Source organism: Luteibacter sp. 9133 (genome assembly GCF_000800155.1).
Taxonomy (GTDB): Bacteria; Pseudomonadota; Gammaproteobacteria; order Xanthomonadales; family Rhodanobacteraceae; genus Luteibacter; species Luteibacter mycovicinus.
In genome coordinates this window covers 3,480,888-3,502,529 of sequence record NZ_JUHO01000001.1, presented here as the reverse complement: position 1 = coordinate 3,502,529, position 21,642 = coordinate 3,480,888, and the positions used below count along the sequence as shown (strand labels likewise).

At 65.1% G+C, this 21,642-nt stretch carries 17 protein-coding genes; 9 read left to right on the top strand and 8 right to left on the bottom strand.

Going from position 1 to position 21,642, the window contains the following annotated elements; genetic code table 11:
* Positions 1–112 precede the first annotated feature (112 nt).
* The 3 genes from FA87_RS15330 to FA87_RS15320 are packed head-to-tail and all read left to right on the top strand — an operon-like array spanning position 113 to position 3,942.
* Positions 113–1,909 carry an ATP-binding protein gene (locus FA87_RS15330; RefSeq protein ID WP_043695716.1) on the top strand — a complete coding sequence of 599 codons (1,797 nt, stop codon included), beginning with the start codon at positions 113–115 and terminating at the stop codon, positions 1,907–1,909.
* The gene (locus FA87_RS15325) at positions 1,906–2,352 is read left to right on the top strand and encodes a response regulator (RefSeq protein ID WP_036110558.1); all 447 of its coding nucleotides are present in this window, start codon (positions 1,906–1,908) and stop codon (positions 2,350–2,352) included. The genes FA87_RS15330 and FA87_RS15325 overlap by 4 nt, the downstream gene beginning before the upstream one ends.
* 27 nt (positions 2,353–2,379) lie before the next feature.
* Positions 2,380–3,942: a hybrid sensor histidine kinase/response regulator gene (locus FA87_RS15320; protein WP_043695714.1), complete on the top strand. Its 1,563-nt coding sequence runs from the start codon at positions 2,380–2,382 to the stop codon at positions 3,940–3,942.
* A gap of 491 nt (positions 3,943–4,433) precedes the next feature.
* Here FA87_RS15320 and FA87_RS15310 read toward each other — a convergent pair whose 3' ends face one another.
* Together FA87_RS15310 and FA87_RS15305 are read right to left on the bottom strand one after the other, a co-directional pair.
* Positions 4,434–5,840: a sigma-54 dependent transcriptional regulator gene (locus FA87_RS15310; RefSeq protein WP_043695710.1), complete on the bottom strand. Its 1,407-nt coding sequence runs from the start codon at positions 5,838–5,840 to the stop codon at positions 4,434–4,436.
* A gap of 67 nt (positions 5,841–5,907) precedes the next feature.
* Entirely contained in the window at positions 5,908–7,530 is a 1,623-nt protein-coding gene (locus FA87_RS15305) for an ATP-binding protein (RefSeq protein ID WP_043695708.1), read from the bottom strand.
* Between the two features lie 294 nt (positions 7,531–7,824).
* On the opposite strand from FA87_RS15305, the gene sucC reads away from it, so the two are divergent.
* Positions 7,825–8,985 carry an ADP-forming succinate--CoA ligase subunit beta gene (sucC, locus tag FA87_RS15300; protein WP_036110570.1) on the top strand — a complete coding sequence of 387 codons (1,161 nt, stop codon included), beginning with the start codon at positions 7,825–7,827 and terminating at the stop codon, positions 8,983–8,985.
* Positions 8,986–8,998: 13 nt separating this feature from the next.
* Positions 8,999–9,871, top strand: coding sequence for a succinate--CoA ligase subunit alpha (gene sucD, locus FA87_RS15295; protein ID WP_043695705.1), 873 nt, complete (start codon positions 8,999–9,001; stop codon positions 9,869–9,871).
* Positions 9,872–10,048: 177 nt separating this feature from the next.
* Here sucD and FA87_RS20010 read toward each other — a convergent pair whose 3' ends face one another.
* The 5 genes from FA87_RS20010 to FA87_RS15265 all read right to left on the bottom strand — a co-directional run bounded on the left by FA87_RS20010 (position 10,049) and on the right by FA87_RS15265 (position 15,550).
* A complete protein-coding gene (locus tag FA87_RS20010; protein ID WP_052191377.1) occupies positions 10,049–10,747 on the bottom strand; it encodes a reprolysin-like metallopeptidase in 699 nt (232 codons plus the stop codon).
* Positions 10,748–11,124: 377 nt separating this feature from the next.
* Positions 11,125–11,880: a L,D-transpeptidase family protein gene (locus FA87_RS15280; protein ID WP_043698262.1), complete on the bottom strand. Its 756-nt coding sequence runs from the start codon at positions 11,878–11,880 to the stop codon at positions 11,125–11,127.
* A gap of 12 nt (positions 11,881–11,892) precedes the next feature.
* Positions 11,893–12,984 (bottom strand): dipeptide epimerase, encoded by a 1,092-nt coding sequence (locus FA87_RS15275; protein ID WP_043695702.1) that lies wholly within the window; start codon positions 12,982–12,984, stop codon positions 11,893–11,895.
* Positions 12,985–12,993: 9 nt separating this feature from the next.
* Positions 12,994–14,388 (bottom strand): SH3 domain-containing protein, encoded by a 1,395-nt coding sequence (locus FA87_RS15270; protein ID WP_043695699.1) that lies wholly within the window; start codon positions 14,386–14,388, stop codon positions 12,994–12,996.
* A gap of 13 nt (positions 14,389–14,401) precedes the next feature.
* Positions 14,402–15,550 (bottom strand): DUF819 family protein, encoded by a 1,149-nt coding sequence (locus tag FA87_RS15265; RefSeq protein ID WP_043695697.1) that lies wholly within the window; start codon positions 15,548–15,550, stop codon positions 14,402–14,404.
* A gap of 69 nt (positions 15,551–15,619) precedes the next feature.
* On the opposite strand from FA87_RS15265, the gene FA87_RS15260 reads away from it, so the two are divergent.
* Positions 15,620–16,333, top strand: coding sequence for a M15 family metallopeptidase (locus FA87_RS15260; protein ID WP_043695695.1), 714 nt, complete (start codon positions 15,620–15,622; stop codon positions 16,331–16,333).
* 60 nt (positions 16,334–16,393) lie between these two features.
* Positions 16,394–18,010, top strand: a complete 1,617-nt coding sequence (locus FA87_RS15255; protein WP_043695692.1) for an NAD+ synthase — start codon at positions 16,394–16,396, stop codon at positions 18,008–18,010.
* Positions 18,011–19,032: 1,022 nt separating this feature from the next.
* On the opposite strand, the gene FA87_RS15250 is transcribed toward FA87_RS15255, so the two are convergent.
* Positions 19,033–19,860, bottom strand: coding sequence for an outer membrane protein assembly factor BamD (locus FA87_RS15250; protein WP_036110601.1), 828 nt, complete (start codon positions 19,858–19,860; stop codon positions 19,033–19,035).
* Between the two features lie 69 nt (positions 19,861–19,929).
* Here FA87_RS15250 and rluD point away from each other — a divergent pair, with 69 nt between their 5' ends.
* Positions 19,930–20,904, top strand: coding sequence for a 23S rRNA pseudouridine(1911/1915/1917) synthase RluD (gene rluD, locus FA87_RS15245; RefSeq protein WP_036110604.1), 975 nt, complete (start codon positions 19,930–19,932; stop codon positions 20,902–20,904).
* 2 nt (positions 20,905–20,906) lie between these two features.
* Positions 20,907–21,641, top strand: a complete 735-nt coding sequence (gene pgeF, locus FA87_RS15240; RefSeq protein WP_043695690.1) for a peptidoglycan editing factor PgeF — start codon at positions 20,907–20,909, stop codon at positions 21,639–21,641.
* Position 21,642: the final 1 nt, after the last annotated feature.

The window sequence follows — 21,642 nt, the reverse complement described above, 5'->3', positions numbered from 1 at the left end:
GCCCGTCCTCGTGTTTCAGGGGTCGTGCCGTGTTCCGTCAGCGAATCAAGACATCCCGCGTCTATAATCGTGCCCTTAACAGGGCAGGTATCGTTGTGGGGATGACGGCAGCATGATGGTAAGGATCGGAGCGCGCTGGCGGATCGCGGGCTTGCTCGCGGCCGTGCTGGTCATCGTCGCGCTGCCCTACGTCGTCAACCGGTCGAGTTCGGATGCCGCGCTGACCACGCGTGACTGGGTCACCCATACCGCTGAGATCAAGGCCAACGTCTACCGCGCCGATGCGATCCTGCGCGGTAGCGAAGCGGCGGCTTACAGCCTCGTCGCCGGGGCGCCGCCCGATCAGGCGCTGGAAGAACGCGTTTTGGCCACCCGCAAGCTGGTGCCCGGCCTCATCGCCGAACTGCGTACGATGATGGCCGACAATCCCGAGCAGCTCATGCGCCTGGGTGGCCTCGAGGCGACCGCGAATAGTCGCGCCTCGCTCAGTGAAAAGGCCTTGCAGCAGCTGAAGGCGGGCGACCGCGATGGCGCCTTCAGGACGATGGAAGACCTCAGGATCCTCTTCCCCATCCGGCAGACGGTGATCGATCTGCTCTCGGAGGAATCGGCCCTGCTGGAACAGCGTCGCGGCCAGGCGGTCGATTCGGCCACGGACAACCGTACGGTGCTGCTGATCGCATCGCTGGCGCAGATCGCCCTGCTGGCGATCGTCGTGGTCGTCTCCGAGCGCCAGATCGCGATCCGTCTGAAAGCGGAATCCAAGGCATCGGGCGCCGTGCATCGGTCGCAGCTGATCGTCCAGGCGGTACGCGAGCCGATCGCCATGCTGGACGCGTCGCTGCGTACGCTGCTGGTAAACAACGCGTTTGCCGAGCTGTACGGCTTCGATACCGAGAGCGACAAGAATCCGCCCCTCAACGAGATCGGCGACGGCGCATGGAGCGATACCTCGCTGCTGCAGCGCCTGAACGACGTGGTGGCGCGCGATCGCGAGCTGTGGGATTACGAGCTGACCCAGCGCACGGTTGATGGCATCGATCGCTTCGTCGTCATCAACGCCCGTCGCATCGAAGAATCGGATAGCGATGCCCCGGCGGTACTGCTGACCGTCAGCGACATCACGGCGCGCGCGCTGGTCGAGCAGAAGGTGAGCGAGCTCAATCGCCAGCTCGAAGGCAAGGTCGAGCAGGTCTCCGACGTCAACCGCGAACTGGAGGCCTTCAGCTACTCGGTATCGCACGATCTGCGCGCGCCTTTGCGTCACATCGCCGGCTTCGCGGGCAAGCTCGAAGCGCACCTCGCCGACCGGTCGGACGACCGCGTCAAGCATTACATCGACGTGATCAGCAGTTCGTCACGGCGCATGGCACAGCTGATCGACGATCTGCTGGTGTTCTCCCGCCTCGGCCGTGGCGCGTTGCGCCTGCAACCGGTCGACATGCAGTCGCTGGTTGAGGAGGCGCGCGCACTGGTCGAAACCGAAGCGCGCGACCGTCAGATCGAATGGCGCATCGCGCCGATGCCGATCGTCGTCGGTGACGAGAATATGCTGCGTACGGTCTGGCAGAACCTGCTGGGCAATGCCGTCAAATACACGGGCAACCGCGAGCGCGCGATCATCGAGGTCACGCTGGAGCGTACGTCCGCGGGCGATTACGAATTCACCGTGCGCGACAACGGCGCCGGTTTCGACATGCAGTATGCGACCAAGCTGTTCGGCGTTTTCCAGCGCCTGCATCGTGCCTCGGAGTTCCCGGGCAACGGTATCGGCCTGGCCAATGTGCGACGCATCATCGCGCGCCATGGTGGGCGGACGTGGGCCGAGGGGGAAACCGATCGCGGCGCCACTTTCCATTTTTCATTGCCGGTATCCGACGTTCCGGGTGCCCAGACAGGTGACTCATGAATCAGCGCGACCTGCGCACGATCCTCATCGTCGAAGACTCGATGGCCGATGCCGAGATGGCCATCGATGCGCTGCGTGAGGCCAAGCTCGCCAATCCCGTGGTGCACGTCGAGGATGGCGTCGACTGCCTCGACTGGCTGCACCGCCGCGGTCCGTACGCGAATCGCCCGGAGGGCGATCCGTCGGTGATCCTGCTCGACATCAAGATGCCGCGCAAAGATGGGCTCGAAGTGTTGAAGGAGCTCCGTGCCGAGGAAAAGTGGAAGCGTCTGCCGGTGGTGATCCTCTCGTCGTCGCGCGAAGAGAGCGATCTTGCCCGCAGCTGGGATCTCGGCGTCAACGCCTACGTGCTCAAGCCCGTGGACGTACAGCAGTTCTTCACGGCCGTGCAGACCCTCGGCCACTTCTGGGCGGTGCTGAACCAGCGCCCGGAAGGCGAGTGATTCCCACCAACGAGCCGAGCGACTGACATGGGCGGGCAGGGCAAGAACAACAAGGTGCGCATCCTTCAGGTCGAGGACAATGAGTTCGATGCCGAGCTCATCCTGTCCGAACTGGAGCAGGACGGACTCGATTACGAGGTGCTCCTTGTCGACGAGGAGGCCGCGTTCATCGCCGGGCTGGATGACTTCCATCCGGACATCGTCCTTTCCGACCTGAGCCTGCCCGTTTTCAGCGGCGAGCGTGCGCTACAGCTGTTGCGCGAGCGCGACGTCGCGACTCCCTTCATCTTCATCTCGGCGACGCTGGGTGAAGAGGCGGCTATCGAGGCACTGCGCAACGGCGCGACCGACTACATCCTCAAACACAATACGGCGCGCCTCGCGTCGGCGGTGCGCCGCGCGCTGCGCGAGGGTGAAGAGAAGCGTGCCCGTGCACGTGCCGAACAGGAACTGATTCGCGCCCAGCGCTTCGAGAGCCTCGCGTTGCTGGCGGGTGGCCTGAGTCACGATCTTCGCAATCTTCTGCAGCCGCTGTTGCTTGCGGGTGACACGCTTGAGGATTACGCCGACGATCCGCGCCTCGCGCGTCTGGGTACGCTGGTTCGCGATTGCGGCCGACGCGGGCTCGAGATGGTGTCGTCGATGTTGTCGTTCGCGCGCGGCGCGCGCCGTGCGGAGCAGGTTCGCCTGGGCGCCTTGCTCGATGCGCTGAAGCTGCTGCTCCAGGGTAGCGTGCCACGCACGGTGCAGATGAGCGTGGAGGTCTTCGATCCGGATGTGACCTTCGAGGGCAACCATACCGAGTTGCAGCAGTGCCTGCTCAATCTCAGCCTCAACGCCTTCCAGGCGATGCCCGCCGGCGGCACGCTGCGCATCGAGACGGCGCAAGCCAACCTCGCGGATGACTTCTTCCTCGAGGGTGAACAGCCGCTTCCAGGTCGTTACCTGCGCCTGTCGGTGATCGACACCGGTCTGGGCATGCCGCCGGAAGTGCTCGCGCGCCTGTTCGAGCCGTTCTTCACCACGAAGGAAAGCGGAACGGGTCTGGGCCTGCTGTCATGCAAGCGCATCGTCGCCAGTCACGGCGGCCTCATGCGTGTTCGCAGTGTTCTGGGTGAGGGCACACAGTTTCATCTTTACCTGCCGCTAAGCAGCGACGAGGAAGATTCGGCGCCGGCATCGATCATGGACGCGTCGCTCCAGGGCGAAGCCGAGCGTGTGCTGGTCGTCGTCGAAGAGGCGGTGCAGTTGTCGCTGCTGGTCGATACGCTGGACGCTTATGGCTACCAGGCCGGCGCGAGCCAGAGTGGTACGGCGGCATTGCAGTGGATCGAAGCGCACGGTGTTCCTGACCTGGTCGTCATGGACGCGGACATGAACCTGTTCACCGGCGTGCGCACGCTGGCCGCCTTGCTCGAGCACGGTTACAGTCGCGCGGTACTGCTGCTCGCGCGCCCGGATTCACCGCCGAACCTCGACGAACTGCCCCAGCTGGATCATCTGTACGTGCTGGATAAGCCGATCCAGTCCAGGGCGTTGCTGCGCAAGGTGCGCGAGGCGCTTGAGGCGAGCGAAGCGAAATCAGGCTGATTTTTCAGAATCCTTCCATATCGCGGGCTTCTGTCGCTAAGTAACGTGGGCACCCATTAATTCTCCGGGGTGCCTGATGTACTGGGACACACACAAGAAAGCGAGAGCCATTCAGCGGAGGATGGCTTGTCGCACGCGTATCGCATGGTTCACCGCAGGATCCCTGCTGCACCTGGTGCTCGCTGTGTTGGTGCTTCTCTGGCAAACGTCGTGTGACTCTCCCCGGTGTGTCGAAGGAATCCACTTCGACATCGTGCGGGGAGTGATGGGCGTCCCGCTCTTTATCACTCCATGGCTTGGACTTCCGTCGCCGGAGCTCGAGTTCCATAGAGCCTGGCCACTTTTCGGATGGCTCGTACTCAATGCCTTGATGGCGGTGGTGTTCTATTGGGGGCTGACGCTTGCCTGCCGCCGCGGCTACGTCGCCTGGCAGGCGTGGCTCCGAACGCGCAAGAGGCCGGGACGCGCTTCGCGTCCCGGCTGATCGCCGGTCAGTCGATCCCGAGCTTCTTGAGCTTATAGCGCAGCGCGCGGAAGGTAATGCCGAGCTTCTTTGCCGTCGCGGTCTTGTTGTAGCGCGACTCTTCGAGTGCCTTGATGATGGTGTCGCGCTCGATGTTCGAGATGAAGTCTTCGAGCGATCCGTCAGCACCGCTTGCCGCTCTTGGCGCCACGACGGCGGCCGCGCCGTTGGCTGGAGCGGCCGGATCGGCGGTAGCAGGCGCTGGCACCGCCACACGCTGCGGCAACATCAGATCATCCGCTTCGATGATATCGCCTTCGCACATCGCCATCGCGCGCTCGAGGATGTTCTCGAGTTCGCGGACGTTACCGGGAAACTGGTACGCCTCCAGCGCGGCAAGCGCATCGGGCTGCAGGCGGCCCGGGGCGCCGCCGCCGGATTCTACGGCGAGCTGCTTCAACACGAACTCGGCCAGCTTCGGCACGTCGCCGCGACGCTCGCGCAGAGGCGGCACGCGCAGTTCGATGACGTTGATGCGATAGAACAGGTCCTGTCGGAACAGACCCTGCTCGACCAGCCCCGCCAGATTTTTGTGCGTGGCGGAAAGAATGCGCACGTCGACCGGGATCTCGTCGCGTCCGCCGATGGGACGTACCGCTTTTTCCTGGATGGCGCGCAGCAGCTTCACCTGCATGTGCAGGGGCAGTTCGGCGACTTCGTCGAGGAACAGCGTGCCGCCCTGAGCGGCCTGGAACAGGCCTTCCTTGTCGGCGTGAGCACCCGTGAAACTTCCCTTGCGGTGACCGAAAAACTCGCTTTCCATCAGTTCGGAAGGAATGGCGCCGCAGTTCACCGGCACGAAGGCGCCGGCGGCACGCGGGCCCAGTTCGTGGATCAGGCGCGCGACCAGTTCCTTACCGACGCCCGATTCGCCACCAATGTAGACCGGCGCCTGATTGCGGGCCAGCTTGGCGATCTTGCCGCGGACCTCGACCATCACCGGCGAATCGCCGATCAGACGATCGGCGCCGGGAACGCCCCTCGCGCCGGCTTCCGACTTGCGCTCCTCGGAGAGACGCAGCGCGGTTCGCACCAGGCGACGCAACAGGTGGATGTCGACCGGCTTGGAGACGAAATCGAACGCGCCCGCCTTCAGCGCGTTCACCGCCGCGTCGACGTTGCCGTAGGCGGTGATCATCGCCACCGGCATATCCGGGTGGCTGGCGGCGATCAGTTCGATGATCTCCTGGCCGCTGCCGTCCGGCAGGCGCATGTCCGTGAAGCAGAGGTCGTAGCGACGGGAGGCCAGCGCATTCCGCGCTTCGGTGACGCTGCCCACAGCGTCCACGTCGAGTTCCATTCGACCAAGGGTGATGGTCAGCAACTCGCGGATATCCCGCTCGTCGTCGATGACCAGTACGGACTGCTTGCTCATTGGATCCGAAAGGTTCGGTAATGGGGACAAATGTAACCGCCCGGGCGGCCTGCGCAAAGCGCGGCGTTCACGCGCGGGCCGCCAGGGGGACCGAGGCGGCGGTACGCGCCGGCGGCGTCAGGCTGATCCGGAAGCAGCTGCCACCCCCTGCGACCCGCACATATTCCAGCGCGGCCTGGTTGGCTTCGGTCATCTGGCGGGCCAGGTACAAACCAAGCCCGGTGCCGTATTCGTGGGTGGTGAAGAACGGCTCGAAGATCTGGGCCGCCACCTTCGGCGGGATGCCCGGGCCGCGATCGATCACCTCGAGGATGGGAATTCCGGCTTCGGAATGGCGCGCCACCAGCATCACGCGCGCCGGTTCGCCGGGCAGGCGGCCGTAGCGCAGCGCGTTCTGGACCAGGTTCCAGATGACCTGCTGCAGGTGCTGGGGGTCAGCGACGGCGGCGACCGGCTCACTGCCGGACACCGCGCGCAGGATGTCCGCGCCCAGATCGTTCCCTTGCCGGTACTCGGTTACGAAGTGATGCACCCACTGGCTCAGGTCCAGGGTTTCCGGCCGGGAGCGCTCGCGCCGTGACAGCTGGAGGATGTTCTCGATGATCTCGTTGAGGCGCGAGCAGTGGTTGTTGATGATCTCCACCATGCGCAGGTCGGTGTCGTTCATGTCCGTGGATTCGGCCAGCAGCTGCGCCGAATAGTGGATCGCCGCCAGCGGGTTACGGATCTCATGGGCTATCGAGGCCGACAGCCGGCCGAGCGAGCTGAGGGTGAGTTCCTCGGCGCGGCGCGATACCAGCGACGTATCGTCGAGGAAAATCAGGACGTGCGAGTCGTCGTTGGGCGCCAGGCGGGAAAAGCGGGGGATCACCTCGGGGGTGCCATCGGCCAGCATGGTCGCGCTCTCGTCCAGCTTGCCGGACGTGCGCCAGTGGTACAGGCGCCGCGACAGCTCGGGCGCCAGGCTCCCCAGGTCGCGCTGCTCCGCCGAAGGATTGCCCATCAGCATCCATGCGGACTCGTTGAGCTGGTGGATCCGGTTGCCTTCGTCGACCAGCAGCACGCCGGTCTTCATGCGACGGATGATCAGTTCGTTGACCTGGGACAGGTTGGCCAGATCGATGCCACGTTGTTCGGCCAGGGCTTCCGACGCGCGGATGTTGCGCCCCAACACATAGCACAGCGATGCGCAGGCGAAATAGGCGGCGCCGAACAGCGCGTACTCCACCAGCTCGCGGTCCGAACTGGCGGCGGCTTCCAGGTCGAACAGGGAATGGCCGAGCATGCCCAGGGTGGCCAGCGCGGCGAAAAACATCGACAGCCGGAAGGGCAGCAGCAGCGCGCCCGTCGCGATGTTGACGGCCAGCATCATCGCCACGCCCATGCGGACATCGTGCATCAGCACCAGGGCGAGCAAGGCGGCTGCGATATCCAGGGTCAGACCGATCGAAACGATGAGGACGGGGCGATGCAACGTGCCCCGGGTTCGGGAGACCATGATCAGGGCGGCGAAGAGGTAGGCCAGCGCGAGCACCCGGGCGAAGACGGGTTCCGGCAGCGCCGGCCAGTTCATGTGCTCCGGACGGAACGCCAGGGCGGTGTAGACCGCCGCCTGGCCCAGCCGGAAGTAGTTGAAAAAGAACAGTTCGTGGCGTGCGGTGGTCTGCACCGCACGGGAGCGGGCGGCCATGGTCGGCGCGGGCGTGGACACGTGGGTGGTTCTCCGCCGGTGGCCCCCCAGGGCCTCGATGACCGCCAGTATAGGCGGCGGCGACCCCGGGGCAACACGCAGTTCCAGCAGCGAAAAAGGGCGAAAAGCGACGAAATGTCGCGGCGCCTCTTTCCATCCGGGGCGCCTTCCGGGAAAATACGCGGCCGTATTGCGTCATTTTGGCGCAATCGATCGATTCATCCCCCACTCCCGTGCAGGCCGCTCCCGGCCCGCATGCATTCACACGCTTCTCCCGTTCGCTCGAGGTATCGAATGAATTTCCACGAGTACCAGGCTAAAGAACTGTTCGCCAAGTACGGCATCGCCGTGCCGCCGGGCAAGGTTGCCAACTCTCCCGATGCCGCTGTCGACGCCGCCAAGCACCTTGGTGGTTCGCAGTGGATGGTCAAGGCCCAGATCCATGCCGGCGGTCGCGGCAAGGCCGGTGGCGTCAAGTTCTGCCGCAGTCTCGACGACGTGCGCGCCGCTGCCAAGGGCATGCTCGGCACGAACATGGAAACCTACCAGTCCGCCGGCCGTGCGCTGCCGGTGAACCTGGTCCTGGTCACCGACGCGACCGACATCGCGAAGGAACTGTACCTCTCGATCCTCACCGATCGTGACACCAAGTCGATCTCCTTCATCGCCTCCAAGCACGGCGGCGTGGACATCGAGCAGGTGGCCGCCGAAACCCCGGAAGACATCCACACCTTCCAGGTCGATTTCGTCGAAGGCCTGCAGCCGTACCAGTGCCGCGATCTCGGGTTCAAGATGGACCTGAATCCGAAGCAGGTCGGTCAGCTCGTCAAGATCATGCTTGGCCTGTACAAGCTGTTCAACGAGAAGGACCTGGCCCTGGTCGAGCTGAACCCGCTCGCCATTCTCGAAGACGGCAACCTCGCCGCCCTCGACGGCAAGGTCAACTCGGACGACAACGCCGAGTTCCGTCACGCCGACCTGGCCGCCATGCGCGACCTCACGCAGGAAGACGCCGCCGAAGCGGCCGCCGTCCAGCACAACCTCAACTACGTGACGATGGACGGCACGATCGGCTGCATGGTCAACGGCGCCGGTCTGGCCATGGCCACGATGGACGTGATCAAGCTGGCAGGCGGCGAGCCGGCCAACTTCCTCGACGTCGGCGGCGGCGCCACGAAGGAGCGCGTCTCCGAAGCGTTCAAGCTGATCCTGTCCTCCGACAAGGTGAAGGCCATCCTGGTCAATATCTTCGGCGGCATCGTCCGTTGCGACCTGATCGCCGAAGGCATCATCGCCGCGGTGAAGGAAGTGGGTCTGCAGATCCCGGTGATCGTGCGCCTGCAGGGCACGAACGTCGAAAAGGGTCGCGAACTCCTGGCCAACTCGGGTCTGGCGATCACGCCGGCCGACGATCTCAACGATGCGGCCCGCAAGGCCGTGGCCGCAGCGGCCTGAGGAGCGAATTCTAATGAGCGTCCTGATCAACAAGAACACCAAGGTCCTGGTCCAGGGTTTCACCGGACAGCAGGGTACCTTCCACGCCGAACAGGCGATCGACTACGGCACCAAGGTCGTCGGCGGTGTCACGCCGGGCAAGGGTGGCTCGGAGCACATCGGTCTGCCGGTCTTCAACACCGTGCGTGACGCAGTCGACCAGACCGGTGCCGACGCCTCGGTCATCTTCGTGCCGCCCCCGTTCGCGGCCGACTCGATCCTCGAAGCCATCGACGGCGGCATCAAGATCATCGTCACGATCACGGAAGGCATTCCGGTGCTCGACATGATGCGCGTGAAGAACGTGCTCAAGTCGCACCCGGACGTCGTGCTCGTCGGTCCGAACTGCCCGGGCGTCATCACCCCGGGTGAGTGCAAGATCGGCATCATGCCGGGCCACATTCACAAGCCGGGCAAGGTCGGCATCGTCTCGCGTTCGGGCACCCTCACGTACGAAGCGGTGTTCCAGACCACGAACGAAGGCCTCGGCCAGTCCACCTGCATTGGCATCGGTGGCGACCCGATCAACGGTCTGAACTTCATCGACTGCCTGAAGCTGTTCCAGGACGATCCGCAGACCGAAGGCATCATCATGGTCGGCGAAATCGGTGGCAGCGCCGAAGAAGACGCGGCTGAGTTCATCAGCCAGTACGTCAGGAAGCCGGTCGTCTCGTTCATCGCGGGCGCCTCGGCACCTCCGGGCAAGCGCATGGGCCACGCCGGTGCGATCATCTCGGGCGGCAAGGGCACGGCGGAAGCCAAGTTCGCCGCGCTCGAGAAGGCAGGCGTGACCACGGTCAAGTCGCCGGCCGACCTCGGCAAGACCCTCGCGGGTCTGATGAAGTAATACCCCGTTCGCTTCGGCGAGCCTAAAGAGCCGCGGCTTTCGGGTCGCGGTTTTTTTATGCGCGCATTTCATCCACAGCCTGTGTGGATACCGCCTGCATAACGCTGTGCATAAGTCGGGGATGCCCAATGTGGGCAAGCGGTTAGCTCATGTTGGTCATTTCCTGATCAGCGGGCGTCAGTCGGCGACCAGCGGGCCTCGTCGGCTCCCGACGTCCGCTCCGGGGTTTTCGATGATGTACTTCCGCATGCGCCGTTGGTTCTCCGGCGTATAGGTGTAGCAGTTGCCGCGCAGGCTCAGGGATGAGGCATACATGTTGCTCTCGCACCACCAGCCTCCCGTGTAGTTGACCGCACCATGCTCGTGGTCTGCGCCGAACAGGTGGCCCAGCTCGTGAGCCACCACCCGGTAACGCCCGTTGATCGATGCCATCGCCGTGCTGCCACCCTGCCACGCAATGCCTGACGCGCCTGGCTGCGGTACCTGGGGGGTGATCAGGAGGAACTTGCGCGTATGGCTGGGCGTCATCCCCTCGCGGTCGGCCCAGGCCATGACGGTGTGGGTCCAGTCGCCCAGCGCGGCATCGTGCATGTAAGGAATGTCGGTAACGCCGTTGACCGGCGGAAGGTAACGCACCTCGATGCGCGCGAACGGCACGACCTTGCTCATGTCGGCAAGCCACCACGCGACATAACCGGCGTGTATCCGTTCGTGCGACATGTAGTGCCGGACGTCATCGTGTACGAAGAGATGGATGTCGAGCCGAGGCGGTATCGGCGCGCTGGCGTCGCCTTCGGCAGCGAGTACCGGCAGGGACATGGGCAGCATGAGGGCGAAGGCCATGTTCGGGCAGCTGAGGCGGCGCGTATCAGTCATCACGGTTCCGTGTGCTGGAAAGACAGGCCAGGCAGCTTAGCCTTTCGTTATGGGCTCTTCTGTCGGCGAAACACGCCGCTGGCAAAGTGCTCACATGGATCGCTTCATTCGCTGACAGCGAGAGTCGGGGGCGATGGCCATTCATCCACAGCCTGTGTGGACAGTCGCTGCATAAGCATGTGCATAACTCCGGAAACCCGCCGCGTGACAGTCGGTTGCGTTGCGCTGCTTATTTTTTGCCCACCGCCCCGGCGACTAGAGCGCGCTTATCCACAGCGAATGTGGATACGATCTGCATAAGGGTGTGGATAACCGACGATTCGTCTTTCCCACCACCGACTTGCGTTTCGCTGGTCAATGAGTGACCACCTGGCGCCCTAGAGCGCCGGCAGATTCCAGGCGCCACGAAGCCTCGCGTATTCGCCTCGCGGCAGCAGCACGAACACGGGTTTCTTATTCGGGTCGAGCCACGCGAGCAGTCCTTCCATGGCTTCGTCGGTCATCGCCGTGCATCCGGCGGTCGGCGATGTCGGTGACTTCCACAGGTGCGCGAAGATGCAGCTGCCCGCGCCCTTGCGTCCCCCGGCGTTGTGCTCGATGACGAAACCGATGCGATAGGCGTGGTCGCCGTTGAAGTGCAGGTCGCGCCGCATCGCCTCCGTGGCCTCTTCGACCGCGCTATGGCCTACCTTGTTTTCATCGACCAGCTGGTTGTAATACGGCGAGCCGTCGACATCGACGCAATAGTCGGACGCCGTGAGCCCCCGGTAGGGGAGCGCCGTGCCGTTTCGTTCCGCGTAACCGAAAGCTTCGCCGATCCGGAATATCCCCGCCGGGCTGCGCCCGTCGCCTTCGACCTTCGTCGGGCCGTCGGTCTGCGGCGGATGCAGTCCCATGCCCCATGCGCTGCCACCTTTGCCGATCGTGACCGGCACCGGCGATCCGACCGCCCGCCAGCCACTTTCTTCGCGTTCGAAACGGCGCAGCATGCCCTGCGTGGCGTCCCAGTTCTCCGTGGTGACCACGATCATCTGCCGCGATACCGACCAGGCCACGGGCGCCTCGAAGGCGATGGTGAGCCCCGTGATCGAAAGAAGAAGCGATACAAGCAGAAAGCGAGGGAGGCGACGCATGCGGATCACCATTCAGAGAGGCTCGAGGCCGCGAATCGAGCGAATGCCCAGGCCCGGAAGAGGCGGTATGGATAGGTGCGACTCATCGAAGTCGACGCCGCCGTCCACCGGATTGAACGTGCACAGCGAGGGTCCATCCAGGTCGATCTTCGTGATGACGTTGGATCTTGCGACGGCCACATGAACGGCCGCCGCCACGCTGATGCTGCTTTCGAGCATGCAGCCGATCATGCATTCCATACCGTGCATGGCGGCGATATCGGCCATTCGCAGTGCACCCGAGATGCCGCCCGTCTTCATCAGCTTGATGTTGACGATGTCGGCGGCGCGCAGGCGGATGAGTTCGAGCAGATCCTTCGGGCCGAAGGCACTCTCATCCGCCATGATCGGCGTATCGACGTGGCGCGTGACGTGTCGCAGGCCTTCGAGGTCGTGCGCTTTCACAGGTTGTTCGACCAGCTCCATGCGCACGCCCGCGTCTTCAAGCTGGCGAATCGCGCGCACCGCTTCCGCGGCGGTCCAGCCCTGGTTGGCGTCGAGACGCAAGAGCGCCGATTCGCCGACGGCGGTATGAATGGCCCGCACCCGGACGATATCGTCGTCGATCTTCTTGCCGATCTTGATCTTGAGCGAGGTGTAGCCACGGGCGATGGCGTTCAGTGCATCGGCGACCATCGTGTCGACGTCGTTCACGCTGATGGTCAGGTCGGTGGATAGCCGTGGATGACCGCCACCGAGCAGCTGGTAAAGCGGTGCGCCGTGGTATTGCGCCCAGAGATCGTAAATGGCGATCTCCGCGGCTGCCTTGGCGCTCGTATTTTTTTCCAATGCGCTTTGAATGAGGCCGACGACGCGGTTGAGATCGGCGATGTCCTCGCCGATGAGACGCGGCGCGATATGCCGACGTACGGCTGCGATGATCGACGCATGCGTCTCGCCGGTGATCGCCGCCGTCGGAGGCGCCTCGCCGTAGCCGACATGGCCATCATCGGTGTGGACTGTCACGACGATGTCCTCCACGCTGTCCACCTCACGAAGCGCCGTACGGAACGGTGTGCGTAGCGGAACGCGAAGCATGGACAGACGGATCTCAACGATCTTCATGGCACGGCCTCACCGGATGCGGACGATGCTGGTCATGCGATCGACGAAGCTGGTGTCCTTGTCGAACATCAGTGGCAGTAGCGGGGTGACGGAAACTTCGTTGAGTTTGATGCGATGCAGGGTGGTGTTTCCCTCACGGAGGCTGATACCACCGACGTCGTGAATCACGTACGGCTGGCCGTCGACCTTACCGATCACCATCATCACGTGGCCAGGAATGTAGACGAGGTCACCGACCTCAAGCGCCATCGCCGCGGCGACGCGGGCATCGTGACCGTCCTTCGACGTGTATGCCGTGTGCGAAAGACCCGGGCTCGACGCCTGGTCGCCCGTGTTGCGCGGCATCTGCACGCCCATGCTGCGATAAACGTCGGAGACGAATCCGCTGCAGTCGCGGCCGTTGAAATCATGCCCCCAGCCGTAGCGCTCGCCGAGAAATCGAAACGCCTGGCGAATCACGTTGGCGCGGGTGAGCGGAAGATAGTCGGCCTCGGAGGGCTGATTGCGCTGGAGCAGCGCGGGCCGGAAGGACAGAGCGCCTTGTGCGTCGCGCACCGGCAAGCTGAGCACCCATGAGGTATACGGATGCTGTCCGTTGACCGGTTGGCCTGGCGACAGCGACGTGTCCAGCGGGATGCGCGTGCCCATGTCCAGCTGCAGCTCCGAGAGCGCGGGTGCCTCGGGCGTGAACACGGTGTGCGGTGCGGCGCCGGTGATGACGCGGAAGGGTGTGGCGTCGGCATGGGCAAATACCTGCGCCGCCGTCCCATAGGCGATCGCCTCGGCCGGTGTCCATGCCGCGTAGCGTGCGCTGACCGCGAACACCCAGCGACCATCGGCACTGCTGTGCACGACGACTACCGGGTCGCCGGGGAAAAGCGCGCTTTCCTGGAATCGATCGATGTCGGTATCGACGGGCTGCGTGAACACGCGCGCATCGGTGGCATGGCTGCGTAGCGGTGCGCGACGCACGGCCATGCCATAGCGCAGTGTCACTTCTGAAGGAATGGCGTTCGTCGCATCGTTGGCGAGTATCGAATCGATGGCGCTCGCCGGCAGTGACTGGCCTTTCGCGTCGAACAACGCACGGGCCGGGCGCTGAGAGACCCTGTCGATCCAGACCATGACCTGGTCGCGCGTCAGCGACGATGGCAGATGGCGGATGTCGTGCATCGAGGGATCGAGGCGCCGCAGCTTATCGTTCAGCGCCGCGATGGATGGCGCGTCGAGGACGACGCGATCCGCGTCCGGCAGCCGTGCGACCCACCAGTCTGGCGAGAGCTGGGCATCCGTCACGCCGGGGATGCCCGTATCGACGATCGGTGGTGGGCTCGCCAGCGACGCCATCCCCGGAAATCCGGCGAGGAGGGCGGCGAACAGCAGGCGATGGCGAAACAGGGGCATGCGGGGATCCCGGTCAGATAGCGAGTCTGGACAGCACGGCCGCGACGACGAGGCCGAAGCCGGTACCAAGGATATAACCCAGCAGCGCCAGCAGGATGCCGACCGGTACCAGCGAGCGCGAATACGTCGCGGCCAGAACCGGTGTGGCCGCCACGCCGCCGATATGTGCCAGTGAGGAGATGCCGCAAAGATACAGGTCGAAGTGGAACACGCGCGCCGCCGCGCACAGGAGCACGGCATGCAACGCGATCACCGTGACCCCGCACAACAGGTAGATCGGCGCGGCGGCGATACCGGCGAAGCTGCTTTGCGAGGCGAGCACGGCGACGACGGAAATCAGCAGGGCGCTCGACACGGCTTGTGCGCCGGGCAAGCGTGCCAGTGGCGTATGCGCGACGATCAGACCGGCGACCGTCGCGACGAGAATGGTCCATGTGGTCGCGGAGACCATGCTGCCCACGGGGAGTCGCGCGGCCACGCCCAGGGCCAGTGCCGCCACCAGCAGCGCGAAGCCCAGCCAAAGCAGCACGCCGTCCATGGTCGCCGGCGCACGCGGTGCGGTTTCGGTCACGATGAGGTCGGCACTGGAGGTCGCACGTGTCCAGCGGTTAAACGCCGGTGCCAGGCGTGCAACGGAGAACAGCACCACCACCCACATCGAATAGCAGAGCGCATCGGTGAGCAGCGCGGTCGCCAGTGAGGTGTCCGACATGCCGATGGCCTGCTTCACCGCGATGAGGTTGGCCGTTCCGCCCACCCAGCTGCCCGAAAGAGACGCCAGCGGTTTCCAGCCATCGCCCGGCAGCCAGTGACGGAACAGCAGGAAGGCCACGATAAAGGCGATAAACAGGCTGATCGAGGTGCAGACGAACACGCCGAGCACCCGCGGACCCAGGCGGAAGATCGCGCGCAGATCGCAGCCGATCATCAGAAGAAAGAGCAGGGCGGGAACCAGGTGCCCCACGATGACCGACTGGGCGGCGTGGATGCCGGGCGATGCCGACCAGAGTCCGGCGACCGACAGGGCGGTGACGCTGAGGTAGGTCAGCACGATGGGCGGGAGGACCTCGAACACCTTCCAGCCGAACCGTCGCTCGATCGCCGGCCAGAAGCCCGCGACGAGCAGCATGACGGCCAGATAGGGCCAAACCGATTCGATCATGCGTTTCTCCGCAGGCGACGGGGCATGATGTCAGCAAATGCGACTCGATGGGCATGGCAAGATGGGCACATGACGATCCGGCCCTGGCCCCTCCTGCTGCTGTCGCTGGTGCTCACCTGCGGTCGCTCCGTCGCGACCGACACGCCGCACCTGTCCGCGGCGCGTACGCCCGCCGACGCGGGGCTGACGGATATCCGCACGATGGCGCCGGATATCGCGGAAGACATGAAGTACGCGGCCCCGGACAATTTCACCGGCGCCACGGTGCCGGGCTATCTCGCGCCGGCCTGCCTGCTGCGCACCGGCGCAGCGCGGGCCCTTGCTCAGGTGGAGAGGGATCTGCGCCCGCAGGGCTACCGGCTGCGCCTGTGGGACTGCTATCGCCCGGCGCGCGCCGTGGCGGCCTTCGTCCGCTGGGCGGGCGATGTGTCGGATACCCGCACGAGGGCATCGCATTATCCCGCCCTGCGCAAGGACCAGCTGTTGGGCGAGTACATCGCTCCGGTGTCAGGTCATAGCAAGGGCGCGACGGTCGACCTCACCCTGATGCGGTGCGAGGGCGTCCATTGCACGCCGCTCGACATGGGCACGGACTTCGACTTCTTCGATCCGCTGGCGCATACGGACGATCCGCGCGTCACACCGCTTCAGCACGAGAACCGCCAGCGCCTGCTGAAGGCCATGGCGGCGCGCGGGTTCGTCAATTACCCGCAGGAGTGGTGGCATTTCACCCTCTCCGGCGCGGCCGATGGCGACACGATCTACGACGTACCGGTGCAATGAGCCCGCGTCGGCGCAACGGTGGCTTATCATAGGCAGTCCCCGCGACCGCACGGATTCCCGATGTCCACCTTTCGCTTCGCCCTGGCCCAGTTCGATTTCCCCGTCGGTGCCACCGCCGACAACGCGCGACGGGTCAAGGCGCTGGCCGATGAAGCGCGCGATCGCCTCGGCGCGTCGCTGATCGCCTTCCCCGAGCTGACGCTGTCCGGCTACCCGCCCGAGGACCTGCTGCAGCGTCCCAGTTTCCTCGAAGCCTGCCATCGCGAACTGCATGCCCTGCTGCCGGCCATCACGGGTATTTCGGCGGTCGTCGGCTACCCGGATGCGCAGGGCGAGGTTTACAACGCGGCGTCGCTCATTCGCGAAGGCGCCCTGGAGTGGACGTACCACAAGCAGGCGCTGCCCAATTACACCGTGTTCGACGAGAAGCGCTATTTCCAGCATGGCGACGCTACGCGGGTGTTCGCGATCGAGGGTGTGCAGGTCGGCATGCTGATCTGCGAGGACATCTGGGAATCGGACCCCGCCAGCCGCCTCGCCGGCGCTGGCGCGGAGCTGATCCTCGTGATCAACGCGTCGCCGTGGGACAAGCGCCAGGCCGCGACCCGGGAGGCACTGCTGCGCGACCGCGCCCGCGAGACCGGGCTGCCGATCGCCTACGTAAACCTCGTCGGTGGTCAGGACGACCTGCTGTTCGACGGCCATTCGCTGTTGGTGCAGGCCGATGGCGAGATCGCGGCGCGCGCTCCCTCCTTCGAGGAAATGCTGCTGACGGTGGAGTTCGATACCGCCACGCGTCGCCTCACGGCCGTGGACTGGCCGGCGCCGGATACCCGCTCGCCGGAGGCGCTGATGTATGACGGTATCGTTCGCGGTATCCGCGACTATATCGGCAAGAACCATTTTTCCGGTGTGTTGCTGGGTCTGTCGGGCGGTATCGATTCCGCCCTGACGCTCGCGATGGCGGTCGATGCGCTGGGCAAGGACAAGGTCACGGCCATCATGATGCCGACGGAATACACCTCGGACCTGTCCCTGCGGGAAGCCAAGGCCCAGGCCGAGCACATGGGCGTCGAGTACCACGTGCTACCCATCGAAGGCATCTACGAGGCCTTTACCGGCGCTCTGGCGCCGGTGTTCGAGGGTCGCAAACCCGACATCACGGAAGAAAACCTGCAATCGCGAACCCGCGGCGTGCTGCTGATGGCGATGTCGAACAAGACCGGCAAGCTCCTGCTGTCCACGGGCAACAAGAGCGAGATGGCGGTGGGCTACGCCACGCTGTACGGCGACATGTGCGGCGCCTACGCGCCCCTGAAGGACGTCTACAAGACCGTGGTCTACGCGCTTTCGCGGTGGCGCTCGGCGATCGACGGAGCCATTCCGGCGGCTGTGATCGAGCGTCCGCCGTCGGCGGAACTGCGCCATGAGCAGACCGATCAGGATTCCCTGCCGCCGTATGATGAACTCGATGCGATTCTCGAGCACTTCATTGAGGGCGAGGCCTCGGCGGAAGACATCATCGCCGCCGGCCACGACGACGCCACGGTGCGTCGCGTGATCCGCATGGTCTTCATCAACGAGTTCAAGCGCCGTCAGGCGGCTCCGGGGCCGCGCGTTACGACCAAGGCTTTCGGACGCGAGCGGCGGTATCCGATTACTTCGGGGTGGCGGTGAGTCACTTAGAGCTAAGAACTAAGAACTAAGAGCTGAATGCTCGGCTTGCGCCATCGCGTTCGGCTTTGTCGCGGTGTGTCGTGTCGCGTTGGAGAGCCGGCGGGGGTGACCCTCGCGGCCACGCCTGCGGCGACCCCTCAGGGAAAGGCCGCTACCGCGGCCGTCTTTCAATGGCCTTCGGCCGGGTCGGGCTCCGACTGGGGGTTTTCGAGTCGGCTGTCCCTGCCTCCCCGAAAACGGCCGGTCATCCCTGACCGGCCCCGCCTGCGCGGCCTTGTCCAGTCGAAGCCCTCGCCTGCGGCTACCGGCCCCGAGGGTCACCCCCGCCGTCTCTTCCGTGCACTGAGGCGGGTGGTGGTCGAGCGGGTTTGGGCTTCACCGCTTCGTTGGCTATCGCCAGCACGCTGGCGCACCGAAGCCACCGCCGCCTGCATGGCCGCCGCACGTTGCACGCCTCATACCTCCCGCCGCATGCTCTGCCTGCCTGCCTGCCTGCCTGCCTGCCTGCCTGCCTGCCTGCCTGCACGCCTCGCCTCGACCGTAGGAGCGAACCCTGTTCGCGAACCCTCAGCCTCCCTAAGGCGAACGAGGCCATACACCCCAGGCAAGCGAGCGGTCCCAGCCAACGAAGCGCACCGCCGCTCGTCCCACCCGCAACCTCAGTCCTCCAAAGAGCCGACGGGTGCCACCCTCGCGTCCGGTAGCCGCAGGCGAGGGCTCCGACTGGAAGAGGCCCGCAAGGGGGCCGGTCATGGATGACCGGCCGTTTTCGGGGAGGCAGGGACAGCCGACTCGAAAACCCCCAGTCGGAGCCCGACCCGGCCGAAGGCCATTGAAAGACGGCCGCGGAGCGGCCTTTCCCTGAGGGGTCGCCGCAGGCGTGGACGCGAGGGTGGCACCCGCCGGCTCTTACAGGCGACATCCCACGCCCCGGCAAGCTAAACGCGATGGCGAAGCCGAGCTCAGACAAACATGCCCGCAAAAAAAACCGGCTTTCGCCGGTTTTCTTCGTCATCCAGGGATCAATGGTGCCCCGAGAACGGGATCGCCTTGCGCCAGATCGACGGATGGTGCGGCCAGTTCGGGTCCGTGAGGTACGGGTGGTCCGGGTAGTTCAGGGCCAGCACCTTGCGGCTCTGGTCCGCCAGCGGCTGACGGTCGAGACCGAGGTAGCTGCGGGTCAGGATGGCCAGGGCGTCGCCCGTTTCCGGCGACTGCTGGTAGTGCTCGATCACGTACTGGGCGCGATCCGCCGAAGCGATATAGGCCTTGGTGCGCAGGTAGTACTCGGCCACGTTGATCTCGAAGCGGGCCAGCTGATTGCGCAGGAAGATCATGCGCTGGCGGGCGTCGGTGGCGTAGGCGCTGTTCGGATAACGACGCGTCAGCTGGCTGAAATCGTCGAATGCGGTCAGGTTGAAACCCTGGTCGCGACGGGTCGAACCCGAGTTGTCACGCTGCAGGTAGCGCTCGATGATGCCGCCCGTGCGATCGAAATTGATCAGACCGCGCAGGTAATAGGCATAATCTGCATGCTTGTGGGTCGGAAACGTCTTGATGAAGCGGTTGATCGTCGAGTAAGCGTCATCCGGCTTGTTGTCTTTGTACTGCGCGTACGCCAGTTCGATTTGCGACTGTTCATTGATGTCACCCGACGGGAAGCGAGCGATCAGTCGCTGGTACGCTTTCTCGGCCGCGGCGTAATCGGAATGCTCCAACGAGTTGTGAGCATTGGCATACAGCCGGTCGACCGGCATCGTGTCGATCGTCTCCTTCTTACTGCGGAACATCGAGCAGGCGCTCATCGACAGGGCGAGGACGAGCAGAATGGTGATCTTGGTTGCACGCATTGAGAGAGTTCGGATGCTTAAGCGAATGGGCATGATAGCCGAAACCGGCCTTCGGCCGGGCGGGTCGGTATGACGACGGTCCGGCATGAAGCCACGGTACCGGTGACGGCCGCTGGACGGCGTTTCGACCAGTCCGTGGCCGAGATGTTCCCCGATTACTCCCGATCCCGCCTGACGGGCTGGATCAAGGACGGGAAACTGTTGCTGGACGGGGCCCGGGTGGCTCCGCGGCATCTCGTCCGGGGTGGGGAGCACGTGGTGCTGGAAGCGGAGCTGGAGGCGGAAGTCCACGCCCTGCCCGAGGATATCGCTCTGGACATCCGCTATGAGGACGACGACCTCCTGGTGCTGGACAAGCCTATGGGGCTGGTCGTCCATCCCGGGGCGGGCAATCCGGCGGGCACCCTGCTGAACGCGTTGCTGCATCACGCGCCGTCGCTCGCCGAGTTGCCACGCGGCGGTATCGTGCATCGCCTCGACAAGGACACGGCGGGTCTCATGGTGGTCGCCAAGTCCCTGGCGGCGCACACGGGCCTGGTCGCCATGCTTTCGCGCCACGACGTCCACCGGCAGTACGAAGCGGTGGTCCTTGGCACCATGGTCGCCGGCGGTACGGTGGATCAGCCGATCGGCCGTCACCAGCACGATCGCCTGAAGCAGGGGGTCCGCGACGTGGTGGACGGCGGCAAGGAAGCGATCACCCATTACCGGGTGCGCGAGCGGTTCCGCTCGCACAGCGTCCTCCAGTGCAACCTGGAGACGGGGCGTACCCATCAGATTCGCGTGCATATGGCGCATATCGGCCATCCGCTGGTCGGCGATCAGCTCTATGGCAACGGGCTGCGCCTGCCGCGCGGCGCCAGTCAGGAGCTAATCGACGCCCTGCGCGGCTTCCGTCGGCAGGCTCTGCATGCCGAGAAGCTGGCCTTCGACCACCCGATCAGCGGTGAGCGTCTCGAGTTCGATTCGCCGCGGCCTGCGGATCAGGACGCCCTGATCGCGACGCTGCGGCTCGACACCGAGCTGCATCCGATCGAGGACTGAGTATGACCGGGGCCTGGATCGTTCCGGACTGGGTGGCGCCCGCGGGCGTCGGCGCCGTCGTTGCCACCCGGAACGGCCCCGGCGTATCGGTCGGTCCGTACGGACGGTTCAATCTGGGCCTGCGCTCGGGCGATGCGCCGGAGGCGGTGGCCGCCAACCGCGCGGCGCTGTTGCCGGCCCTCGGGCTTCCCGAGGCGCCGCTGTGGCTGCGCCAGGTCCACGGTGTCGACGTGGCCGACGCACCGGGCGCCCACGGTGAAGAGCCCGTGGCCGATGCCGCGATCGCGCGCGGGCCGGGCCGTGTCCTGGCCATCCTGACGGCGGACTGCCTGCCGGTGCTTTTTTCTTCGACGGATGGCGAGACCATCGGCGCCGCTCACGCCGGCTGGCGCGGGCTGGCGGCCGGTGTCCTGGAGCGCACCGTGGCCCGGATGGATGCCGATAGCGTTCAGGCCTGGCTGGGGCCCGCGATCGGTGCAGCGTCTTACGAAGTGGGCGAGGAGGTCCGTGCGGCCTTCGTCGACACGGATCCGGGCGCCGAAGCGGCTTTTACGCCGACGCGGCCCGGACACTGGCACTGCGATCTGTATGTGCTGGCGCAGCGCAAGTTGTCCCGTGCGGGAGTGACGAACGTGTCCGGTGGCGGCTTCGACACCTTCCGCGACGACCGGCTCTACTCCTATCGTCGCGACGGTGCGGCCAGCGGCCGCTTCGCCAGTCTTATCTGGACCCGCTGAG